Genomic DNA, 15,801 nt, shown 5'->3' with positions numbered 1-15,801 from the left:
GTGGCGGGGCCCTGAGGGCGAGCCCTGCCACCTGATCACAGTTTGGCCGCTAGCGGCCTATTCGTTGACGAGCTCGACGTTCAGGCCAAGGGAACGCATTTCCTTGACCAGCACGTTGAAGCTTTCCGGGATGCCCGCCTCGAAGGCGTCGTCGCCGCGCACGATGGCCTCGTAGACCTTGGTACGGCCGGCCACGTCGTCCGACTTCACGGTCAGCATCTCCTGCAGGGTGTAGGCAGCGCCATACGCCTGCAGCGCCCACACTTCCATCTCGCCGAAGCGCTGGCCGCCGAACTGCGCCTTGCCGCCCAGCGGCTGCTGGGTAACCAGGCTGTACGGGCCGATGGAGCGGGCGTGGATCTTGTCGTCGACAAGGTGGTGCAGCTTCAGCAAGTGCTTGATGCCGACCGTGACCTTGCGCTTGAAGGGCTCGCCCGTCTGGCCGTCATACAGCGTCGACTGGCCGCTCTCGTCGATACCGGCACGCTTGAGATACTCGACAATGTCGGGCTCGCGCGCACCGTCAAAGACCGGCGTGGCAATCGGCACACCAGGCGTCAGATTGCGGGCCAGCTCGGCGATATCGCCTTCGTCCTCTGGCAGTTCCTGATCTTCGCCATAGGCCGAATTGATAGCCTTCTTGAGCGCATTGGCATCGCTGTCACGCGTATACGCCTCATAGGCCAGGCCGATCTGCTGGCCGAGACCCTTACAGGCCCAGCCAAGGTGCGTTTCGAGGATCTGACCCACGTTCATGCGCGAGGGCACGCCCAGCGGGTTGAGCACGATGTCAACCGGCGTGCCGTCTGCCAGGAAGGGCATGTCTTCGAGCGGGTTGATCTTGGAGATCACACCCTTGTTGCCGTGACGGCCGGCCATCTTGTCGCCCGGTTGCAGCTTGCGCTTCACCGCGACGAACACCTTGACCATTTTCATCACGCCCGGCGGCATCTCGTCGCCGCGCTGCAGCTTCTCGACCTTGTCCTCGAAGCGGCGGTCAAGGCGGGCCTTGGACTCGTCATACTGCTTCTTGAGGGCCTCGACCTCGGCCATGGCCTTCTCGTCTTCAAGGCCGATCTTCCACCACTGGGAGGCAGGCACCTCTTCCAGCGCGCCTTCGGTGACCTTGCCTTTGGCAAAGCCGCGCGGGCCGGAGACCGCCTCGCGGCCCAGAAGGATGGTTTTCAGACGCGAGAAGATGTCACGCTCGAGGATTTCCAGCTCGTCATCACGGTCTTCGCCGAGACGGGCGATTTCCTCACGCTCGATGGCGATGGCGCGTTCGTCCTTGTCAACACCGTGACGGTTGAACACGCGCACTTCCACGATCGTGCCGGTCGTGCCCGGCGGCAGGCGCAGCGAAGTGTCACGCACGTCAGAGGCTTTTTCGCCGAAGATGGCGCGCAGGAGTTTCTCCTCCGGCGTCATCGGGCTTTCGCCCTTCGGCGTCACCTTGCCAACGAGAATGTCACCGGCCTCAACCTCGGCGCCAACGGCCACGATGCCGGCCTCGTCGAGATTGCGCAGGGCTTCCTCACCCACGTTCGGAATATCGCGGGTGATCTCCTCCGGGCCGAGCTTGGTGTCGCGGGCCATGACCTCGAATTCCTCGATATGGATCGAGGTGAAGACGTCATCGCGCACGATACGCTCGGAGATGAGGATGGAGTCCTCGAAGTTGTAGCCATTCCACGGCATGAACGCGACGATCACGTTGCGCCCCAGAGCCAGCTCGCCAAGGTCCGTGGACGGTCCGTCACCAATGATGTCGCCGGCTTTCACCACATCGCCGACCTTCACGATCGGGCGCTGGTTGATGCAGGTGGACTGGTTGGAGCGCTGGAACTTGGACAGGCGGTAAATGTCGACGCCCGAAGCCGCCGCATCAATGTCGCCGGTCGCGCGCACCACGATACGCTGGGCGTCCACCTGTTCGACCACACCGTCGCGGCGGGCGATGATGGCAGCACCGGAATCGCGGGCCACAACCGCTTCCATGCCCGTACCCACCAGCGGCGCTTCATTGCGCAGCAGCGGAACGGCCTGGCGTTGCATGTTCGAGCCCATCAGGGCGCGGTTGGCGTCATCGTTCTCGAGGAACGGAATGAGCGCCGCAGCCACCGACACGACCTGTTTGGGCGACACGTCGATATAGTCCACGTCTTCGCGCGGGATCAGCGTCGCGTCACGGTTCGGACCGATACGGCAGTTGACGAACTCGTTCGCCAGCTCACCCTTGTCCGACACCGTCGCATTGGCCTGGGCGATGTTGAACTTGGCTTCCTGCATCGCGGTCAGATAGTCGACCTGATCGGTCAGCTTGCCGTTTTCCACCTTGCGGTACGGGCTCTCGATGAAGCCGTACTTGTTCACGCGAGCAAACGTGGAGAGCGAGTTGATAAGGCCGATATTCGGGCCTTCGGGCGTCTCGATCGGGCAGATCCGGCCATAATGGGTCGGGTGAACGTCGCGCACTTCAAAGCCGGCACGCTCACGCGTCAGGCCGCCCGGGCCAAGCGCGGACATGCGGCGCTTGTGGGTAACTTCCGAGAGCGGGTTGGTCTGGTCCATGAACTGCGAGAGCTGGGAGGAGCCGAAGAACTCGCGTACCGCAGCCGCTGCCGGCTTGGCGTTGACGAGGTCGTGCGGCATCACGGTCTCGATATCGACCGAGCTCATGCGCTCCTTGATGGCACGCTCCATGCGCAAAAGGCCGACGCGATACTGATTTTCCATCAGCTCGCCGACCGAGCGCACACGGCGGTTGCCGAGATTGTCGATATCGTCGATCTCGCCCTTGCCGTCGCGCAGGCCGTGCAGGACCTTGAGGACTTCAACGATGTCCTCACGGCGCAGCACGCGCACATCATCCGGGCATTCCAGATCAAGGCGCATATTCATCTTCACGCGGCCGACCGGCGACAGGTCGTAGCGCTCGGAATCGAAGAACAGGCCGTTGAACAGGGCTTCGGCCGTTTCCGGCGTCGGCGGCTCACCGGGGCGCATCACACGGTAGATGTCGACCAGGGCCTGCTCACGGGTATCGTTCTTGTCGGCGGCCAGCGTGGTGCGGATATAGCCGCCCACATTCACGCCATCGATGTCGAGCACATCGATTTCGTCATAGCCCGCATTGGTGATCTCTTCGAGAAGCTCCAGCGTGATCTCGTCACCAGCCTCGGCAAAGATTTCGCCGGTTTCGGCATTGACGATATCCTCGGCGAAGAAGCGGCCGACCAGATCGTCACCCGCCACCAGCAGGTTCTTCACGCCGTCTTCGGCCAGCTTGTTGGCCACGCGCGCGGCGATCTTCTTGCCGGCAGGCGCAATCACCTCGCCCGACTTGGCATCCACCAGGTCGCGCAGCGGCTTCACACCGCGCCAGTTTTCCTTGACGAACGGCGTCGTCCAGCCCGCCTTGACCTTCTTGAAGCCGACACGGCCGTAGAAGATCGACAGGATGGCTTCCTTGTCGAGGCCCAGCGCGTAAAGCAGCGTCGTCGCAGGGAGCTTGCGGCGGCGGTCGATACGCACATGGATGATGTCCTTGGCGTCGAACTCGAAGTCGAGCCACGAACCGCGATACGGGATGATCCGTGCGGCGAACAGATATTTGCCGGAGGCGTGGGTCTTGCCACGGTCATGGTCAAAGAACACACCCGGAGAACGGTGCATCTGGGAGACGATAACCCGCTCGGTGCCGTTCACGACGAACGTGCCCTTGTCGGTCATGAGCGGGATGTCGCCCATGAACACGTCCTGTTCCTTGATGTCCTTGACCGAGCGCGCGCCGGTTTCCTCGTCCACATCAAACACGATGAGACGCATTTTGACTTTCAGCGGCGCTGCGAACGTCATGTCGCGCTGCACGCATTCTTCAACATCATACTTGGGCGCTTCGAATTCGTAGGACACGAATTCCAGAACAGCCCGTTCAGAGAAATCCTTGACGGGGAAGACAGACTTGAAGACTGCCTGCAACCCTTCATCCGGGCGCTCGCCCGTCCGCAGATCCTTCATCAGGAACTGCTCGTAGGAATGCTTTTGCACCTCAATGAGGTTGGGCATCTCCAGCGCTTCGGGGATGCGACCAAACGACTTGCGAATGCGCTTCTTGCCGGTGAACGACAGACCCATTTCCGCTCCCTTTGCCAGGCTATAGCCCGGCATCGTCCTACGGGGACGCGAAATGCGTCCCGCCCGCCCCGGTGAAAGTGGCAACAAGCATGAGGGGGCTTGCCACCCTGACCTGACACACCCGGGGCAGACCGGAATGCCAGACGAAACTTGAAACGCCCCAACGGGCGCGTGGCTCTAAGCCACACGCCCGCCGGATCGTTGTGTCAGGAACCGCGAACGGCCCTGATCCTTACTTCAGCTCGACAGTAGCGCCTGCTTCTTCGAGCTGCTTCTTCATGGCCTCGGCCTCGGCTTTGGCTGCGCCTTCCTTGACGGCCTTGCCACCGGCTTCCACCAGGTCCTTGGCTTCTTTCAGGCCAAGACCGGTGATGGCACGGACTTCCTTGATGACGTTGATTTTCTTGTCACCGGCGGTGACGAGGATCACGTCAAATTCAGTCTTCTCTTCCGCAGCAGCGGCTTCACCGCCAGCAGCGCCGCCAGCAGCGGCCACGGCCACCGGAGCAGCAGCGGAAACGCCCCACTTCTCTTCGAGAAGCTTGGCGAGGTCAGCAGCTTCCAGCACGGTCAGGCTGGAAAGGTCTTCCACGAGTTGTTCGAGTTTCGACATGGTTTTCAGTCCTGTTTGAATGCGTTGTCACTAGAGATGCGGAGACGGCGTCATGCAGCCTGTTTGTCTGCATAGGCCTGAAGCAGGCGGGCCAGCTGGCCGGCGGGGGCTTGAACAACCCCTGCGACCTTCGTGGCGGGCGCCTGGATGAGACCGATCAGCTTGCCGCGCAGCTCGTCCAGAGACGGCATGGTGGCAAGAGCCTTGACCTGGCCTTCATCAAGAACCGTAACGTCCATGAACCCGCCGATCAGAACGAGCTTCTCGTTCTTCTTGGCAAAGTCCGCAGTGGCTTTCGGTGCCGCAACAGGGTCTTCGGCGTAGGCAATGGCGACAGGTCCGGTGAACATGTCGGCAGCGCCTTCAGCCGGAGAGCCTTTAAGGGCAATCTTGGCCAGACGGTTCTTCACAACCTTCAACTGCCCGCCGGACTTACGAAGTTCGGCACGCAGAGACGTCATTTCCGCAACAGTGAGTCCGGAGTAGTGAGCAATCACTACCGAGCCGGCGCCGGCGAAAATGCCTTTATAGGCATCGACAGCTTCGACTTTCTGGGCTCGCTCCATTGCGGTCTCCCGTTACAGGATGACCGGACCACCCGGTCATCTTGCGGTGATGGGGACGCCGCTTTTCTCCGGGACCATCCCGGAGCGCGCTCACCCCCGCCATGTATCCTGTCCGGGGAACGAAATGACGCCGCTTGCCGCGCATGACACGCGATAAACAGGTATTTTCGTACTCCCGTCTGCGCAGGGCCGTCGTTGAGATTAAGCGGAAAGGCGGCAAGCCCCCTTCCCGCCCCTGCGGTCTCGGACAGGTGGCTGATGCGCCGGGCAAGCCCGGCAAACCAGCCGCCAGAACCGGGTAAAACCCGGCCCTGGAAACTTCTAACTTCAGTTACGCAGCTGCGGGCGCACCGCTGCTGGCTTCGGCCACGTCGATCTTCACGCCCGGACCCATGGTCGAGCTGAGCGAGATCTTACGGATATACTGGCCCTTGGCACCGGCCGGCTTGGCCTTGTTGAGGGCTTCAAGCAGGGCACGGATGTTTTCCGAAATCTGCTGGGCAGAAAAGCTCGCCTTGCCAACACCGGCATGGACGATCCCGGCCTTTTCGACGCGGAATTCCACGGCGCCGCCCTTGGACTGCTCGATGGCCTTGGCAACATCCATGGTCACCGTGCCCACTTTCGGGTTCGGCATCATGCCGCGCGGGCCGAGCACCTTACCCAGACGGCCGACGAGCGGCATCATGTCCGGGGTGGCGATCACCTTGTCAAAGTCGATATTGCCGGCCTGAACGGTCTCCACCAGGTCCTCGGCGCCGACAATGTCCGCACCGGCCTTCTTGGCTTCTTCAGCCTTCGGGCCTTTGGCGAACACAGCCACGCGGGCCGTACGGCCCGTGCCGTTCGGCAGCGGGCAGACGCCGCGCACCATCTGGTCGGCGTGACGCGGGTCAACACCCAGATTGACGGCGATCTCGATGGTCTCGTCGAACTTGGCGCCGGCTTTCGACTTCACGAAAGCCACGGCATCGTCGATCGAATGAAGCTTGTTGCGGTCGAGGCCTTCGCGGCTGGCGGCAACACGTTTTGCGATTTTAGCCATATCCGCTTACCCCGTCACTTCCAGGCCCATGGACCGGGCCGAGCCTTCGATAATGCTCGTCGCCTGATCCAGATCGTTGGCGTTGAGATCCTTCATCTTCAGTTCCGCGATCTCACGGCACTGGGCGCGCGAAATCTTGCCGATCGGGCCTGACTTGCCCGTCGTGGCGCTGCCCTTCTGAACCTTGGCGGCCTTTTTCAGAAGGAAGCTCGCCGGCGGCGTCTTCGTCTCGAAGGTGAACGACTTGTCCTGGTAGACGGTGATGATGGTCGGGATGGGCATCCCTTTTTCCATCTCTTGCGTCTTGGCGTTGAACGCCTTGCAGAATTCCATGATGTTCACGCCGCGCTGACCCAGCGCCGGGCCGATCGGCGGCGAGGGGTTAGCGGCTCCGGCGGGAACCTGCAGCTTGATGTAGCCGGTAATTTTCTTGGCCATATCCCTGTCACTCTTTGTCGGGGCGTGCCCCGGTTACAAGATGCTTTCCACCGCCCTTGCGGGACGTTGAAAAGCGCGGGTGGCGCGGTGAACGGACCCGGAATGGACTTTCCCGGACCCTCCCGCACCATTGTTACAGTCAGCTGGCTTTTTCCACCTGGCTGTATTCGAGCTCGACCGGCGTTGCCCGGCCGAAAATATTGATCGCGACCTTCAGCACCGAGCGGCCCTCATCAACCTCTTCAACGATCCCGTTGAAGCTGGAGAAGTGGCCATCGGTAACACGTACAGTCTCGCCGATTTCGTAGGAGACGGTCGGGCGCGGATTTTCCGCATCCTCTTCCATCTTGCCCATGATGCGCAGCACTTCGCTTTCCGGAACGGGAAGCGGGCGCGCGCCGGAGCCGAGGAAGCCCGTCACTTTCGGTGTGTTCTTGACGAGGTGATAGGCATCATCCGTCATGTCCATTTTCACCAGCACATAGCCGGGAAAATACTTGCGCTCGGTGTTGACCTTGCGGCCCTTGCGGATTTCCGTGACCTCTTCGGTCGGGACCACGATCTCCTCGAACTTGTCCGTCAGGCCCTTCAGCGCCGCCTCGGAACGGATGGCGTCTGCAACCTTCTTCTCGAAGTTTGAATAGGCGTGAACAATATACCACTTGGCCGACATGCGTATCAGGCTCCCAGGCCGAGCAGGAAATTGACGATCAGGCCGATCAGCGAATCGACACCGAAGAAGAAGATGGCGGCGATAACCGACAGGATCAGCACGAAGATCGAAGACACGATCGTCTCGTTGCGGCTGGTCCAGGTGACCTTGCGGCCCTCCTGACGGACCTCGCCGATGAAACGGAACGGATTGAACGGCTTCTTGCGCACGGGCGCAGCGGAACCGGCGGCAGAAGCGCTGCCACTGCCCTGCCCGGATGCGCCTGCGCGCGCCGGCTGACGGGTTTTGCCTGCTTTTGCCATAGCCTCTTTCAAACTCTAATACCGGGTGCGCGGGATCATCGCGCACACCTTGCAACTGGCAGGGGCGGAGGGGCTCGAACCCCCGGCCTGCGGTTTTGGAGACCGCCGCTCTACCAGCTGAGCTACACCCCTATCAAAGTCCAATGCAAAACCGCCCGGTGCGCACTGATGCCACGCGCCGGACGGCCAAACCCGTCCTTTGAGCCGCGCCTTGTAGCGGTTTGCGGCGCCCGTGAAAACCCTTCTGAGCGGTTAAATCACATTTTTTATCCACACCCGGCAGGAAGCCATGTTTCCGGCCGGCGCCATGAGGGGCAAAGGCGCCCTTGGAGCGGGCAAGCTGCACCCCAGAATGAAGAAAGGCGGGCATAAAGCCCGCCTTTCCCCAAAGTCCAGTACCAATCGCTGGTTCTAGAACTCTTGCGTGATGCGACCGAAGAAGTAACGGCCGATCACCGAAGAGCCGTAGAGGCCGGTGATGGTGTTGGTACCCGTGTCGAATGCGTACGGCGGATCCTGGTCGAACACGTTGTTCACACCGAAGAGGATCTGCGTGTTCGGACGAGCTTCCCAACGGACGCGGACATCGTGGATCGTGTTGGAGTCCACGTCGTCATAGCCCAGGAAGTTACGACCATCGTAACGCGGGTCGTTCAGGCTCGGGATGAAACGCGTGCGCCAGCCAAGGCCGAACTCACGGTAGTTCCAGTCCGCACCAAACAGCAGCAGGTACTCAGGTGACGCGCCACCGGCGCCATAGTTGCCGGGGGCCGAGCCGATGTTCAGCTCAGTCTTGTAAGTACCTTCGTGCGTCAGGCGCAGAGAGCCCATGTCGGAGTCGGCACGGAACAGGTTGGCCAGGTCGAAGGTGTACTCCGCCGCCCAGTCAAAGCCGCGCGATTCCAGCGTCACATCCCGGTTGAGCGGGAAGCGAGCCAACCCTTGCAGCTGCTGCGAGCTCGGGTCACGCGTGAACGCGGTACAAGCCGGATCAGAAAGGCCTACGCTGTCATAACAGGCGTTGAGGACTTCCGATTGCAGAGCGAGGCTGTCGATGAAGTTATCGACTTCGATCGAGTAGTAGTCGATCGAGAAGCGCAGGCCCGGGACTTGCGACGGGGTGAACACCGCGCCGATCGTCCAGGTGGTGCCTTGTTCCGGCTCAAGATCGACACCAAACGCCGCCGAACCACCGGCAAGAACCGGGATCTGCGGAGCTGCCTGGGTGAAGCCAGGCGTCACACCAAGCGGGCCGCCAGCCAAGCAGTTAGCCTGACGGGTCGGGTTGGCGTTGATCTGACCAGCGTCACACGGGTCGTTCAGGAAATCGAACGAAACCGTACCGCCCGAGAAGCTGTTGACCAGCGTCGGGATGCGGAAGGACGTGCCGTACGTACCACGAATACGGACATCGTCGGTCATCACCCAGTTGAGACCCAGCTTGTACACGCTATCCGAACCGAAGGTCGAATAGTCGAAGTAACGCGCTTGGGCGTTCAGGCTCAGCTCCTGAACCAGAAGCTGGTCGCGGATCAGCGGCACGTTGACCTCGGCGAACACTTCGTGGGTGTAGTAGCTGGCATTGGTCGGGAAGGTCTGGTTTGCAACCGACTCGCCCGAGGCCGTTACCTGGTCAGGACGGAACGCAAACGTTTCCCGGCGATACTCGTAACCGGCGGCAAAACCGACTTCACCAGCAGGAAGCGTGAAGATGTCACGGCCGAAGAAGAAGTTCACGGCGTTGATGTCTTCCGCAAACGTGCTCGTCGCGATCTGACGCATGTACTGGATCTGCTCTTCAGTCCAGTTGCCCGGACGGTAGGCATCCAGGGCACCGCCCGTGCTAGCCGTGACGGCAACGCAGAGCGGATCAAGGGCACAAGCCGCCGGATCAGAAATCCGGTTGGCGCGGGCCAGGTTGAACGTCGAGTCCGTGGTCAGCGTCGAGTCGGTCCGCGCGTACATGTACGACGCTTCCCAGTCGAAGCCGAAGGTCAGACCCTGAAGGCCGGTCACCAGACGGATATTGTTGGCGATGACCTCTTGGTTGCGCGGCCCGATCGTGTCCGTCGGACGCATGGTCATGACCGCACGAACGCCCGGATTCGGGTTGTGCGGGTTGTCAGCTGCGATCACCCAGCCCTCAGGGAAGGCTGCAGTGCCCGAGCCGGCAAAAACCGGGTTGCCGTCGAGAACGTTGTTACTGCGGCGCTGCGCGTACTGGACTTCCAGGAACGCAGAGATGTCGTCGGCGACATCATAGGTGCCGTAAAGGGTGGCGTTCAGACGCTCAGACCCGTTGAGGATCGACTGGACGAACGCGTAGTCGTAGCGATTGCCCGCGTTGGGAGCAGTCGGATACGCTGCGGCGTTGGCAAGAGCAGTGCCCGGGCATGCGAGCGTGCCAGCCACATTGGTCCGGCCGTCACCGCCGAGAGCCATCGGGTTTGTGCACCAGGAGCTGCCATCGGCAAACGAAACCTGGCCACCCGGGTGCGCGCCCGAACCCGTCACGAGGAAGGGCTGGTTGCCGCTCGGGAAGTTGAACAGACCCGACACCGCATTGGCAGCCCAGTCGCGGTTACGCTGCGGCACCATGTCGGTGTAGGAATAGCCAGCGGACACAACGATGTTACCGCGGTTGAAGTTGCCACCCATGACCATTTCGATCTGGTACTGGTCGTAGTCGCTCTGGCCTGACTGACCATACTGACCCGACACGCGGAAACCTTCGAAATCGTTGCGCAGGATGATGTTCACCACGCCCGAAACGGCGTCAGCGCCGTACACGGCAGACGCGCCATCGCGCAGGATTTCAACCCGCTCGACCATCGCAGACGGAATGAAGCCGAGATCGTTCGCACGGTTCTGGAGGCCGTCAGCGAAGTTCGCGACGCGGCGGCCATTCAGAAGGGTGAGCGTACGCGCAGCGCCGAGGCCACGCAGAGAGATGGTCGATGCACCGCCGCCCGACAGGTTGGACGAGGCGCTGAAGCCGCCAGAGTCAACGGCGACCTGCTCACGCAGGACCTGACCGAGGTCCAGGTTACCAGCTTGCTGGATGTCAGCACCCGTAATCACCGAGACCGGCGATTCGGAGCTGAAGTCGGAGCGCGCGATACGCGAACCGGTGACGACGATACGATCGCGCTGCTGCGCGCCTTCTTCGTCTTCCTGCGCGAGCGCAGGCGCCGCCGCGGCACTGGCCGCAACGAAGCTTGCGAGGACCGAAGTCCGCAGGAGCGCTTCCTTGTTCCACTTTTTCACGATGTTTCCCCTTTAGGTTTAAAGGCAGTCGGATTTAACGAGGCTCTAAGCCACGAACCCGCATATGCGGATCAGCGGGCCTTTCACAGCCTCGCTTGAGCCTACCATTGCGGAAACTTCATAAACCGCCAAGCGCTTGGTGCGGCCCTGACACATGTTCGCCCACGACCTGTTGCAAAAAGGTCATCAAACCGGGGGCGCCGGGGGAAATTTGCCATTAGGCATAAAAATAACCGGCCCGGAGCGCTGCTCCGGGCCGGTCTGAAACGCAAGTTCCGGGTGTTTCGCGATTCGCCGGGGCGAACGCGCGATTCTCCCTAGTCGATAATTTTGGAGACGACGCCGGCTCCGACGGTACGGCCGCCTTCACGGATGGCGAAGCGCAGCTTCTCTTCCATCGCGATCGGCTGGATCAGGTCCACCGTCACCTCGACATTGTCGCCCGGCATCACCATCTCGGTGCCCTCTTTCAGGGTCACGATCCCGGTCACGTCCGTCGTGCGGAAGTAGAACTGGGGACGGTAGTTGGTGAAGAACGGCGTGTGACGGCCACCCTCTTCCTTCGTCAGGATGTAGGCTTCCGCCTCGAACTTCTTGTGCGGCTTCACAGAGCCCGGCTTGGCCAGAACCTGACCGCGCTCAACGCCCTCACGCTCAACACCGCGCAGCAGAGCGCCCACATTGTCGCCCGCCTGACCCTGGTCAAGCAGCTTGCGGAACATCTCAACGCCCGTACACGTCGTCTTCGAGGTGTCGCGGATACCCACGATCTCGATCTCGTCGCCCACTTTCAGAATGCCGCGCTCGATACGGCCCGTAACCACCGTACCCCGGCCAGAAATCGAGAACACGTCCTCGATCGGCATCAGGAACGGCATGTCAACCGGACGCTCCGGCGTCGGGATGTACTCGTCCACAGCGGCCATCAGCTCGCGGATCTTGTTCTCGCCGATTTCAGGATCACGCCCTTCCATCGCCGCCAGAGCGGAACCGGAAATGATCGGAATGTCGTCGCCGGGGAAGTCGTACGAGCTTAAGAGCTCGCGGATTTCCATCTCGACCAGCTCCAGAAGCTCAGGATCGTCAACCTGGTCAACCTTGTTCATGAACACGACCAGAGCCGGAACACCAACCTGACGGGCCAGAAGGATGTGCTCGCGCGTCTGCGGCATCGGGCCGTCAGCCGCGTTCACAACCAGGATCGCGCCGTCCATCTGCGCCGCGCCCGTGATCATGTTCTTCACATAGTCAGCGTGGCCAGGGCAGTCCACGTGCGCATAGTGACGGTTCTCCGTCTCATACTCTACGTGAGCCGTCGAAATCGTGATCCCGCGAGCCTTCTCCTCCGGCGCGCCATCAATCTGGTCATACGCACGGAACTCACCGAAATACTTCGTAATCGCCGCCGTCAGCGTCGTCTTGCCGTGGTCAACGTGACCAATCGTGCCAACGTTCGCATGCGGCTTGTTACGCTCAAACTTTGCCTTGGCCATCGCGCCTTGTCCTCGTCGCAACTTGCTGGAAAGGCAGCGCATGCAGCACTGCCCGGGTTAACTGACGGGGCGGGATAGCGCCCGTCACGGGCTATTGCAAGGGGTTTGCGCGCAAGCCTTGCCGCCTGCTTGCAGCCTGTAACCTTGCACCGGGCGGGTAGATGGAGCGGGTGGACGGGATCGAACCGACATATTCAGCTTGGAAGGCTGACATTCTACCATTGAATTACACCCGCGCCGCGCGAGCTGCGCATCCGCAATGCTAGCGTTTGGCCGCTCCCGTGGCGAGATATTTCCCGGCCAGGGGATTGCGGCCTGATCAGCCAGAGCCCGCTTTGCGGACGATGGCTGGTGGAGGGGGCTGGATTCGAACCAGCGTACGCTTGCGCGGGCAGATTTACAGTCTGCTGGATTTAACCACTCTCCCACCCCTCCGGGTCGCCAGCTACCGGGCGGACCGGCCGGGCCTTGCGATTGGGCCTTGTCAGAAACGCTCTTGCGCGGATGCGCCGGGCGTCCTAACGAGGCTGCCTCGTAAAGCCGGGACGCGACTTATACTTATGGCCCCTGAACAGCGCAACACCTCGAAACCGGCTTTCGCACACGCTCGCGCACAGGGCCGTGGACAGGGCCGCAAGCCCGCCCGTCAACGCGGCGACGCCCTGCCTCCCGGCGAGGGGTGGATATGGGGCCGCCATGCGGTATTGGCCGCTTTGGCCAATCCCAAACGCACCCTGCTATCGCTGCATGTCACGCGTAACAGCGCGAAAGGTCTCGATGAGGCGATGCGCGCGCTCATCGAACCGCAAATCGAAGAGCCGTCCGACATCAGCGCGCGCCTGCCGGATACCGCTGTGCATCAGGGTTTCGCACTAAAGGCCAAAGCGCTGGACGCCGAGCCCATGCAGGCGGTGCTGAACCCGACGCACGGGCTTCTGGTCGTGCTCGACCAGATCACCGATCCGCACAATGTCGGCGCGATCTTCCGCTCGGCTGCGGCATTTGGCGCGCGCGCCATCATCATGCAGGACCGCAAATCCCCGCCCCTCTTCGGCACGGTGTGCAAGAGCGCGGTCGGGTGCGCGGAGAAAGTCGGCCATGTGGAAGTCACCAATATCGCCGATACGCTGAAAAGCTTCCGCGACGAGGGCCGCTATGTGATCGGGCTGGCAGGCGAAGCGGAGATGGCGCTCGCAGCCGCCGTGCAGACCGGCGCTGACACGATGGGCCGCACGACGGGTCTCGTCATCGTGCTGGGGTCCGAGGACAAAGGGCTGCGCCCGCGCGTGGCCGATCATTGCGATGTGCTGGCGCGCATCCCGATGGGACCGAAAGCAGAGAGTCTGAATGTATCCAATGCCGCGGCGGTGGCACTCTATGAAGCCTCCCGGCACGATCCGCGTATCAATCCGGCCTGAATTACACCCTCGTCCTTCGAGACGGCCTTCGGCCCCTCAGGATGAGGGTGTAGTTGCGCTTTTCCCTCATCCTGAGGGTGAGCGAAGCGAACGTCTCGAAGGATCAGGGAAAAGCGCCTCCCCGCTTTACGCCGGGGCACTGAACGCGCAAAACTGCATCCATGACACAGCCCCACGCGCCGCGCAGCGAGCTGCGCACCCATAGCGTCTTCAACCAGTCCGAACCGTTGAGCGGGCTCAATCTGTTCAGCGCGGACCGCGTGCTGAGAGATGCCGTGAGCCGCAATGGCGGCGATGCCCACCGCGACCATCTCTCGGCCTTCGGTACGCGGATGGGCTCGGCTGAAGTGCAGGAATGGGGCCGTCAGGCCAACGAAAACCCGCCAAAATTCAAGCCCTTTGACCGCTTTGGCCACCGCATTGACGAGGTGGAGTTCCACCCCGCCTACCATCAACTGATGCGTGCCGGTCTGGAAGCGGGCGTCTCGGCAGCCGCCTGGGACACAGACACCGCGCCGCATACACTGCATTCGGCCCTGCTGATGCTGATGGGTCATGCCGATGCGGGTGTGTGCTGCCCGATGTCGATGACCTATGCCTGCGTGCCTGCCTTGCGTCATGCCGGTTGGGCCACAGACTGGATCAGCGGCGCAACCGCCAGCGCCTACGACCCGGCCATGAAGCCGATGGCCGAAAAGGCGGGCCTGACCATCGGCATGGCGATGACCGAGAAACAGGGCGGCTCGGATGTACGCGCCAACGAGACCCGCGCGGTCAGCATTGGCGGGGACGAGGTGGAGCTGACCGGGCATAAATGGTTCTGCTCGGCCCCGATGAGCGATGGCTTCCTCACCCTTGCCTATGAGGGCGAGGGCGAAAGCGCCGCCCTCTCCTGCTTTCTGGTGCCGCGCTGGCGCCCCGACGGCACGCGCAATACAATCGAGATACAGCGCCTGAAGGACAAGCTCGGCGACCGCTCCAATGCCTCCTCGGAGATCGAATATCACGGCGCCTATGCCCGCCGCGTGGGCGAGCCCGGACGCGGCGTGCGCACCATTATCGACATGGTCAATCACACGCGCCTTGATTGCCTGGCAGGGTCAGCGGGCCTCATTCGTACCGCGAGCTTTCACGCCATCTGGCATGCCGACCGCCGCGCCGCCTTCCAGCGCCGCCTGATCGACCAGCCCTTGATGCGCGAAGTGCTGGCGGAACTGGCCATGGAAGCCGAAGCGGCGATGGCGCTCGCCTTTCGTGTGGCGCACGCCTTTGACACCATGGCCAGCGATCCGAACGAGGCAGCGCTGGCGCGCATCCTCACCCCCATCGCGAAATACTGGATCTGCAAGCGCGCGCCCTATCTCGTCTATGAGGCGATGGAGGCCCATGGCGGTGCGGGCTTTGTAGAAGAATCGCCCCTGCCCCGCATGTTCCGCCAGAGCCCCCTCAATGCCATCTGGGAAGGGTCGGGCAATGTCATCGCCCTCGACACGCTGCGCGCGCTTTCGCGCGACCCTGAGAGCCGTGAGGCGCTGCTGGCCTATCTGGCGCGCGGCAAAGGGCAGAATGCGGCGCTCGATGCCCTGATTGGCCGCATCGAGGCTTCACTGGCGGGCGGCATTGGCGAGGCCGATGCGCGCCGCTTCAGCGAGGAAGCGGCGCTGGCTCTCTCAGCCCTTGCCCTGATGGATGCCGGGCTGGATGCGGCATCAGACGCCTTCCTCGCCCGGCGTATTGCCAGCCAGTCGACCACGCTGGGCGCGGGCCATGGGCAGATCGACACCGAAAAACTGATTGAGCGCGGGCGGCTGGCAGTCTAGTCGGAATTTGTCTGCGAACGGCAGATTCA

General features: G+C 62.1%; 11 protein-coding genes and 3 tRNA genes. 2 read left to right on the top strand and 12 right to left on the bottom strand.

Translation table 11 applies throughout. The annotated features are described in order from the left end of the window. Positions 1 to 57 precede the first annotated feature (57 nt). The 12 genes from rpoB to X907_RS04180 form a co-directional block, all read right to left on the bottom strand. A complete protein-coding gene (gene rpoB / locus X907_RS04235; protein WP_127565794.1) occupies positions 58 to 4,137 on the bottom strand; it encodes a DNA-directed RNA polymerase subunit beta in 4,080 nt (1,359 codons plus the stop codon). Between the two features lie 232 nt (positions 4,138 to 4,369). Then, positions 4,370 to 4,750: a 50S ribosomal protein L7/L12 gene (gene rplL, locus X907_RS04230; RefSeq protein WP_127565793.1), complete on the bottom strand. Its 381-nt coding sequence runs from the start codon at positions 4,748 to 4,750 to the stop codon at positions 4,370 to 4,372. Positions 4,751 to 4,800: 50 nt separating this feature from the next. After that, on the bottom strand, positions 4,801 to 5,316 hold the full coding sequence (gene rplJ, locus X907_RS04225) for a 50S ribosomal protein L10 (RefSeq protein ID WP_127565792.1): 516 nt from the start codon (positions 5,314 to 5,316) through the stop codon (positions 4,801 to 4,803). Between the two features lie 331 nt (positions 5,317 to 5,647). Beyond that, positions 5,648 to 6,361 (bottom strand): 50S ribosomal protein L1, encoded by a 714-nt coding sequence (gene rplA, locus X907_RS04220; RefSeq protein ID WP_127565791.1) that lies wholly within the window; start codon positions 6,359 to 6,361, stop codon positions 5,648 to 5,650. 6 nt (positions 6,362 to 6,367) lie between these two features. Beyond that, complete coding sequence (rplK, locus tag X907_RS04215) at positions 6,368 to 6,799, bottom strand: 50S ribosomal protein L11 (RefSeq protein ID WP_127565790.1); 432 nt, start codon at positions 6,797 to 6,799, stop codon at positions 6,368 to 6,370. A gap of 139 nt (positions 6,800 to 6,938) precedes the next feature. Further along, complete coding sequence (gene nusG / locus X907_RS04210; RefSeq protein WP_127565789.1) at positions 6,939 to 7,472, bottom strand: transcription termination/antitermination protein NusG; 534 nt, start codon at positions 7,470 to 7,472, stop codon at positions 6,939 to 6,941. Positions 7,473 to 7,477: 5 nt separating this feature from the next. After that, entirely contained in the window at positions 7,478 to 7,774 is a 297-nt protein-coding gene (gene secE / locus X907_RS04205; RefSeq protein WP_127565788.1) for a preprotein translocase subunit SecE, read from the bottom strand. 56 nt (positions 7,775 to 7,830) lie between these two features. Then, positions 7,831 to 7,906: transfer RNA gene (locus tag X907_RS04200), tRNA-Trp, on the bottom strand. Between the two features lie 279 nt (positions 7,907 to 8,185). Beyond that, positions 8,186 to 11,041, bottom strand: coding sequence for a TonB-dependent receptor plug domain-containing protein (locus X907_RS04195; RefSeq protein ID WP_170175454.1), 2,856 nt, complete (start codon positions 11,039 to 11,041; stop codon positions 8,186 to 8,188). Between the two features lie 317 nt (positions 11,042 to 11,358). After that, complete coding sequence (tuf, locus tag X907_RS04190; protein WP_127565786.1) at positions 11,359 to 12,534, bottom strand: elongation factor Tu; 1,176 nt, start codon at positions 12,532 to 12,534, stop codon at positions 11,359 to 11,361. 162 nt (positions 12,535 to 12,696) lie between these two features. After that, positions 12,697 to 12,770 (bottom strand) — tRNA-Gly (locus tag X907_RS04185). Between the two features lie 113 nt (positions 12,771 to 12,883). Then, a tRNA-Tyr gene (locus X907_RS04180) sits at positions 12,884 to 12,969 on the bottom strand. Positions 12,970 to 13,094: 125 nt separating this feature from the next. Between X907_RS04180 and rlmB the strand changes: the two genes are divergently transcribed. Continuing rightward, positions 13,095 to 13,952 carry a 23S rRNA (guanosine(2251)-2'-O)-methyltransferase RlmB gene (gene rlmB / locus X907_RS04175; RefSeq protein WP_127565785.1) on the top strand — a complete coding sequence of 286 codons (858 nt, stop codon included), beginning with the start codon at positions 13,095 to 13,097 and terminating at the stop codon, positions 13,950 to 13,952. Between the two features lie 161 nt (positions 13,953 to 14,113). Next, on the top strand, positions 14,114 to 15,772 hold the full coding sequence (locus tag X907_RS04170) for an acyl-CoA dehydrogenase family protein (RefSeq protein WP_127565784.1): 1,659 nt from the start codon (positions 14,114 to 14,116) through the stop codon (positions 15,770 to 15,772). Positions 15,773 to 15,801 lie beyond the last annotated feature (29 nt).

This window comes from Glycocaulis alkaliphilus (assembly GCF_004000605.1).
GTDB classification, from domain to species: Bacteria; Pseudomonadota; Alphaproteobacteria; order Caulobacterales; family Maricaulaceae; genus Glycocaulis; species Glycocaulis alkaliphilus.
This window is presented reverse-complemented; position numbering and strand designations above follow the sequence as displayed.

Bases quoted from the DNA above. Each gene is read 5' to 3' on its own strand.
- rpoB (WP_127565794.1), bottom strand. From the start codon at position 4,137: ATGGGTCTGTCGTTCACCGGCAAGAAGCGCATTCGCAAGTCGTTTGGT.
- rplL (WP_127565793.1), bottom strand. From the start codon at position 4,750: ATGTCGAAACTCGAACAACTCGTGGAAGACCTTTCCAGCCTGACCGTG.
- rplJ (WP_127565792.1), bottom strand. From the start codon at position 5,316: ATGGAGCGAGCCCAGAAAGTCGAAGCTGTCGATGCCTATAAAGGCATT.
- rplA (WP_127565791.1), bottom strand. From the start codon at position 6,361: ATGGCTAAAATCGCAAAACGTGTTGCCGCCAGCCGCGAAGGCCTCGAC.
- rplK (WP_127565790.1), bottom strand. From the start codon at position 6,799: ATGGCCAAGAAAATTACCGGCTACATCAAGCTGCAGGTTCCCGCCGGA.
- nusG (WP_127565789.1), bottom strand. From the start codon at position 7,472: ATGTCGGCCAAGTGGTATATTGTTCACGCCTATTCAAACTTCGAGAAG.
- secE (WP_127565788.1), bottom strand. From the start codon at position 7,774: ATGGCAAAAGCAGGCAAAACCCGTCAGCCGGCGCGCGCAGGCGCATCC.
- tuf (WP_127565786.1), bottom strand. From the start codon at position 12,534: ATGGCCAAGGCAAAGTTTGAGCGTAACAAGCCGCATGCGAACGTTGGC.
- rlmB (WP_127565785.1), top strand. From the start codon at position 13,095: ATGGCCCCTGAACAGCGCAACACCTCGAAACCGGCTTTCGCACACGCT.
- X907_RS04170 (WP_127565784.1), top strand. From the start codon at position 14,114: ATGACACAGCCCCACGCGCCGCGCAGCGAGCTGCGCACCCATAGCGTC.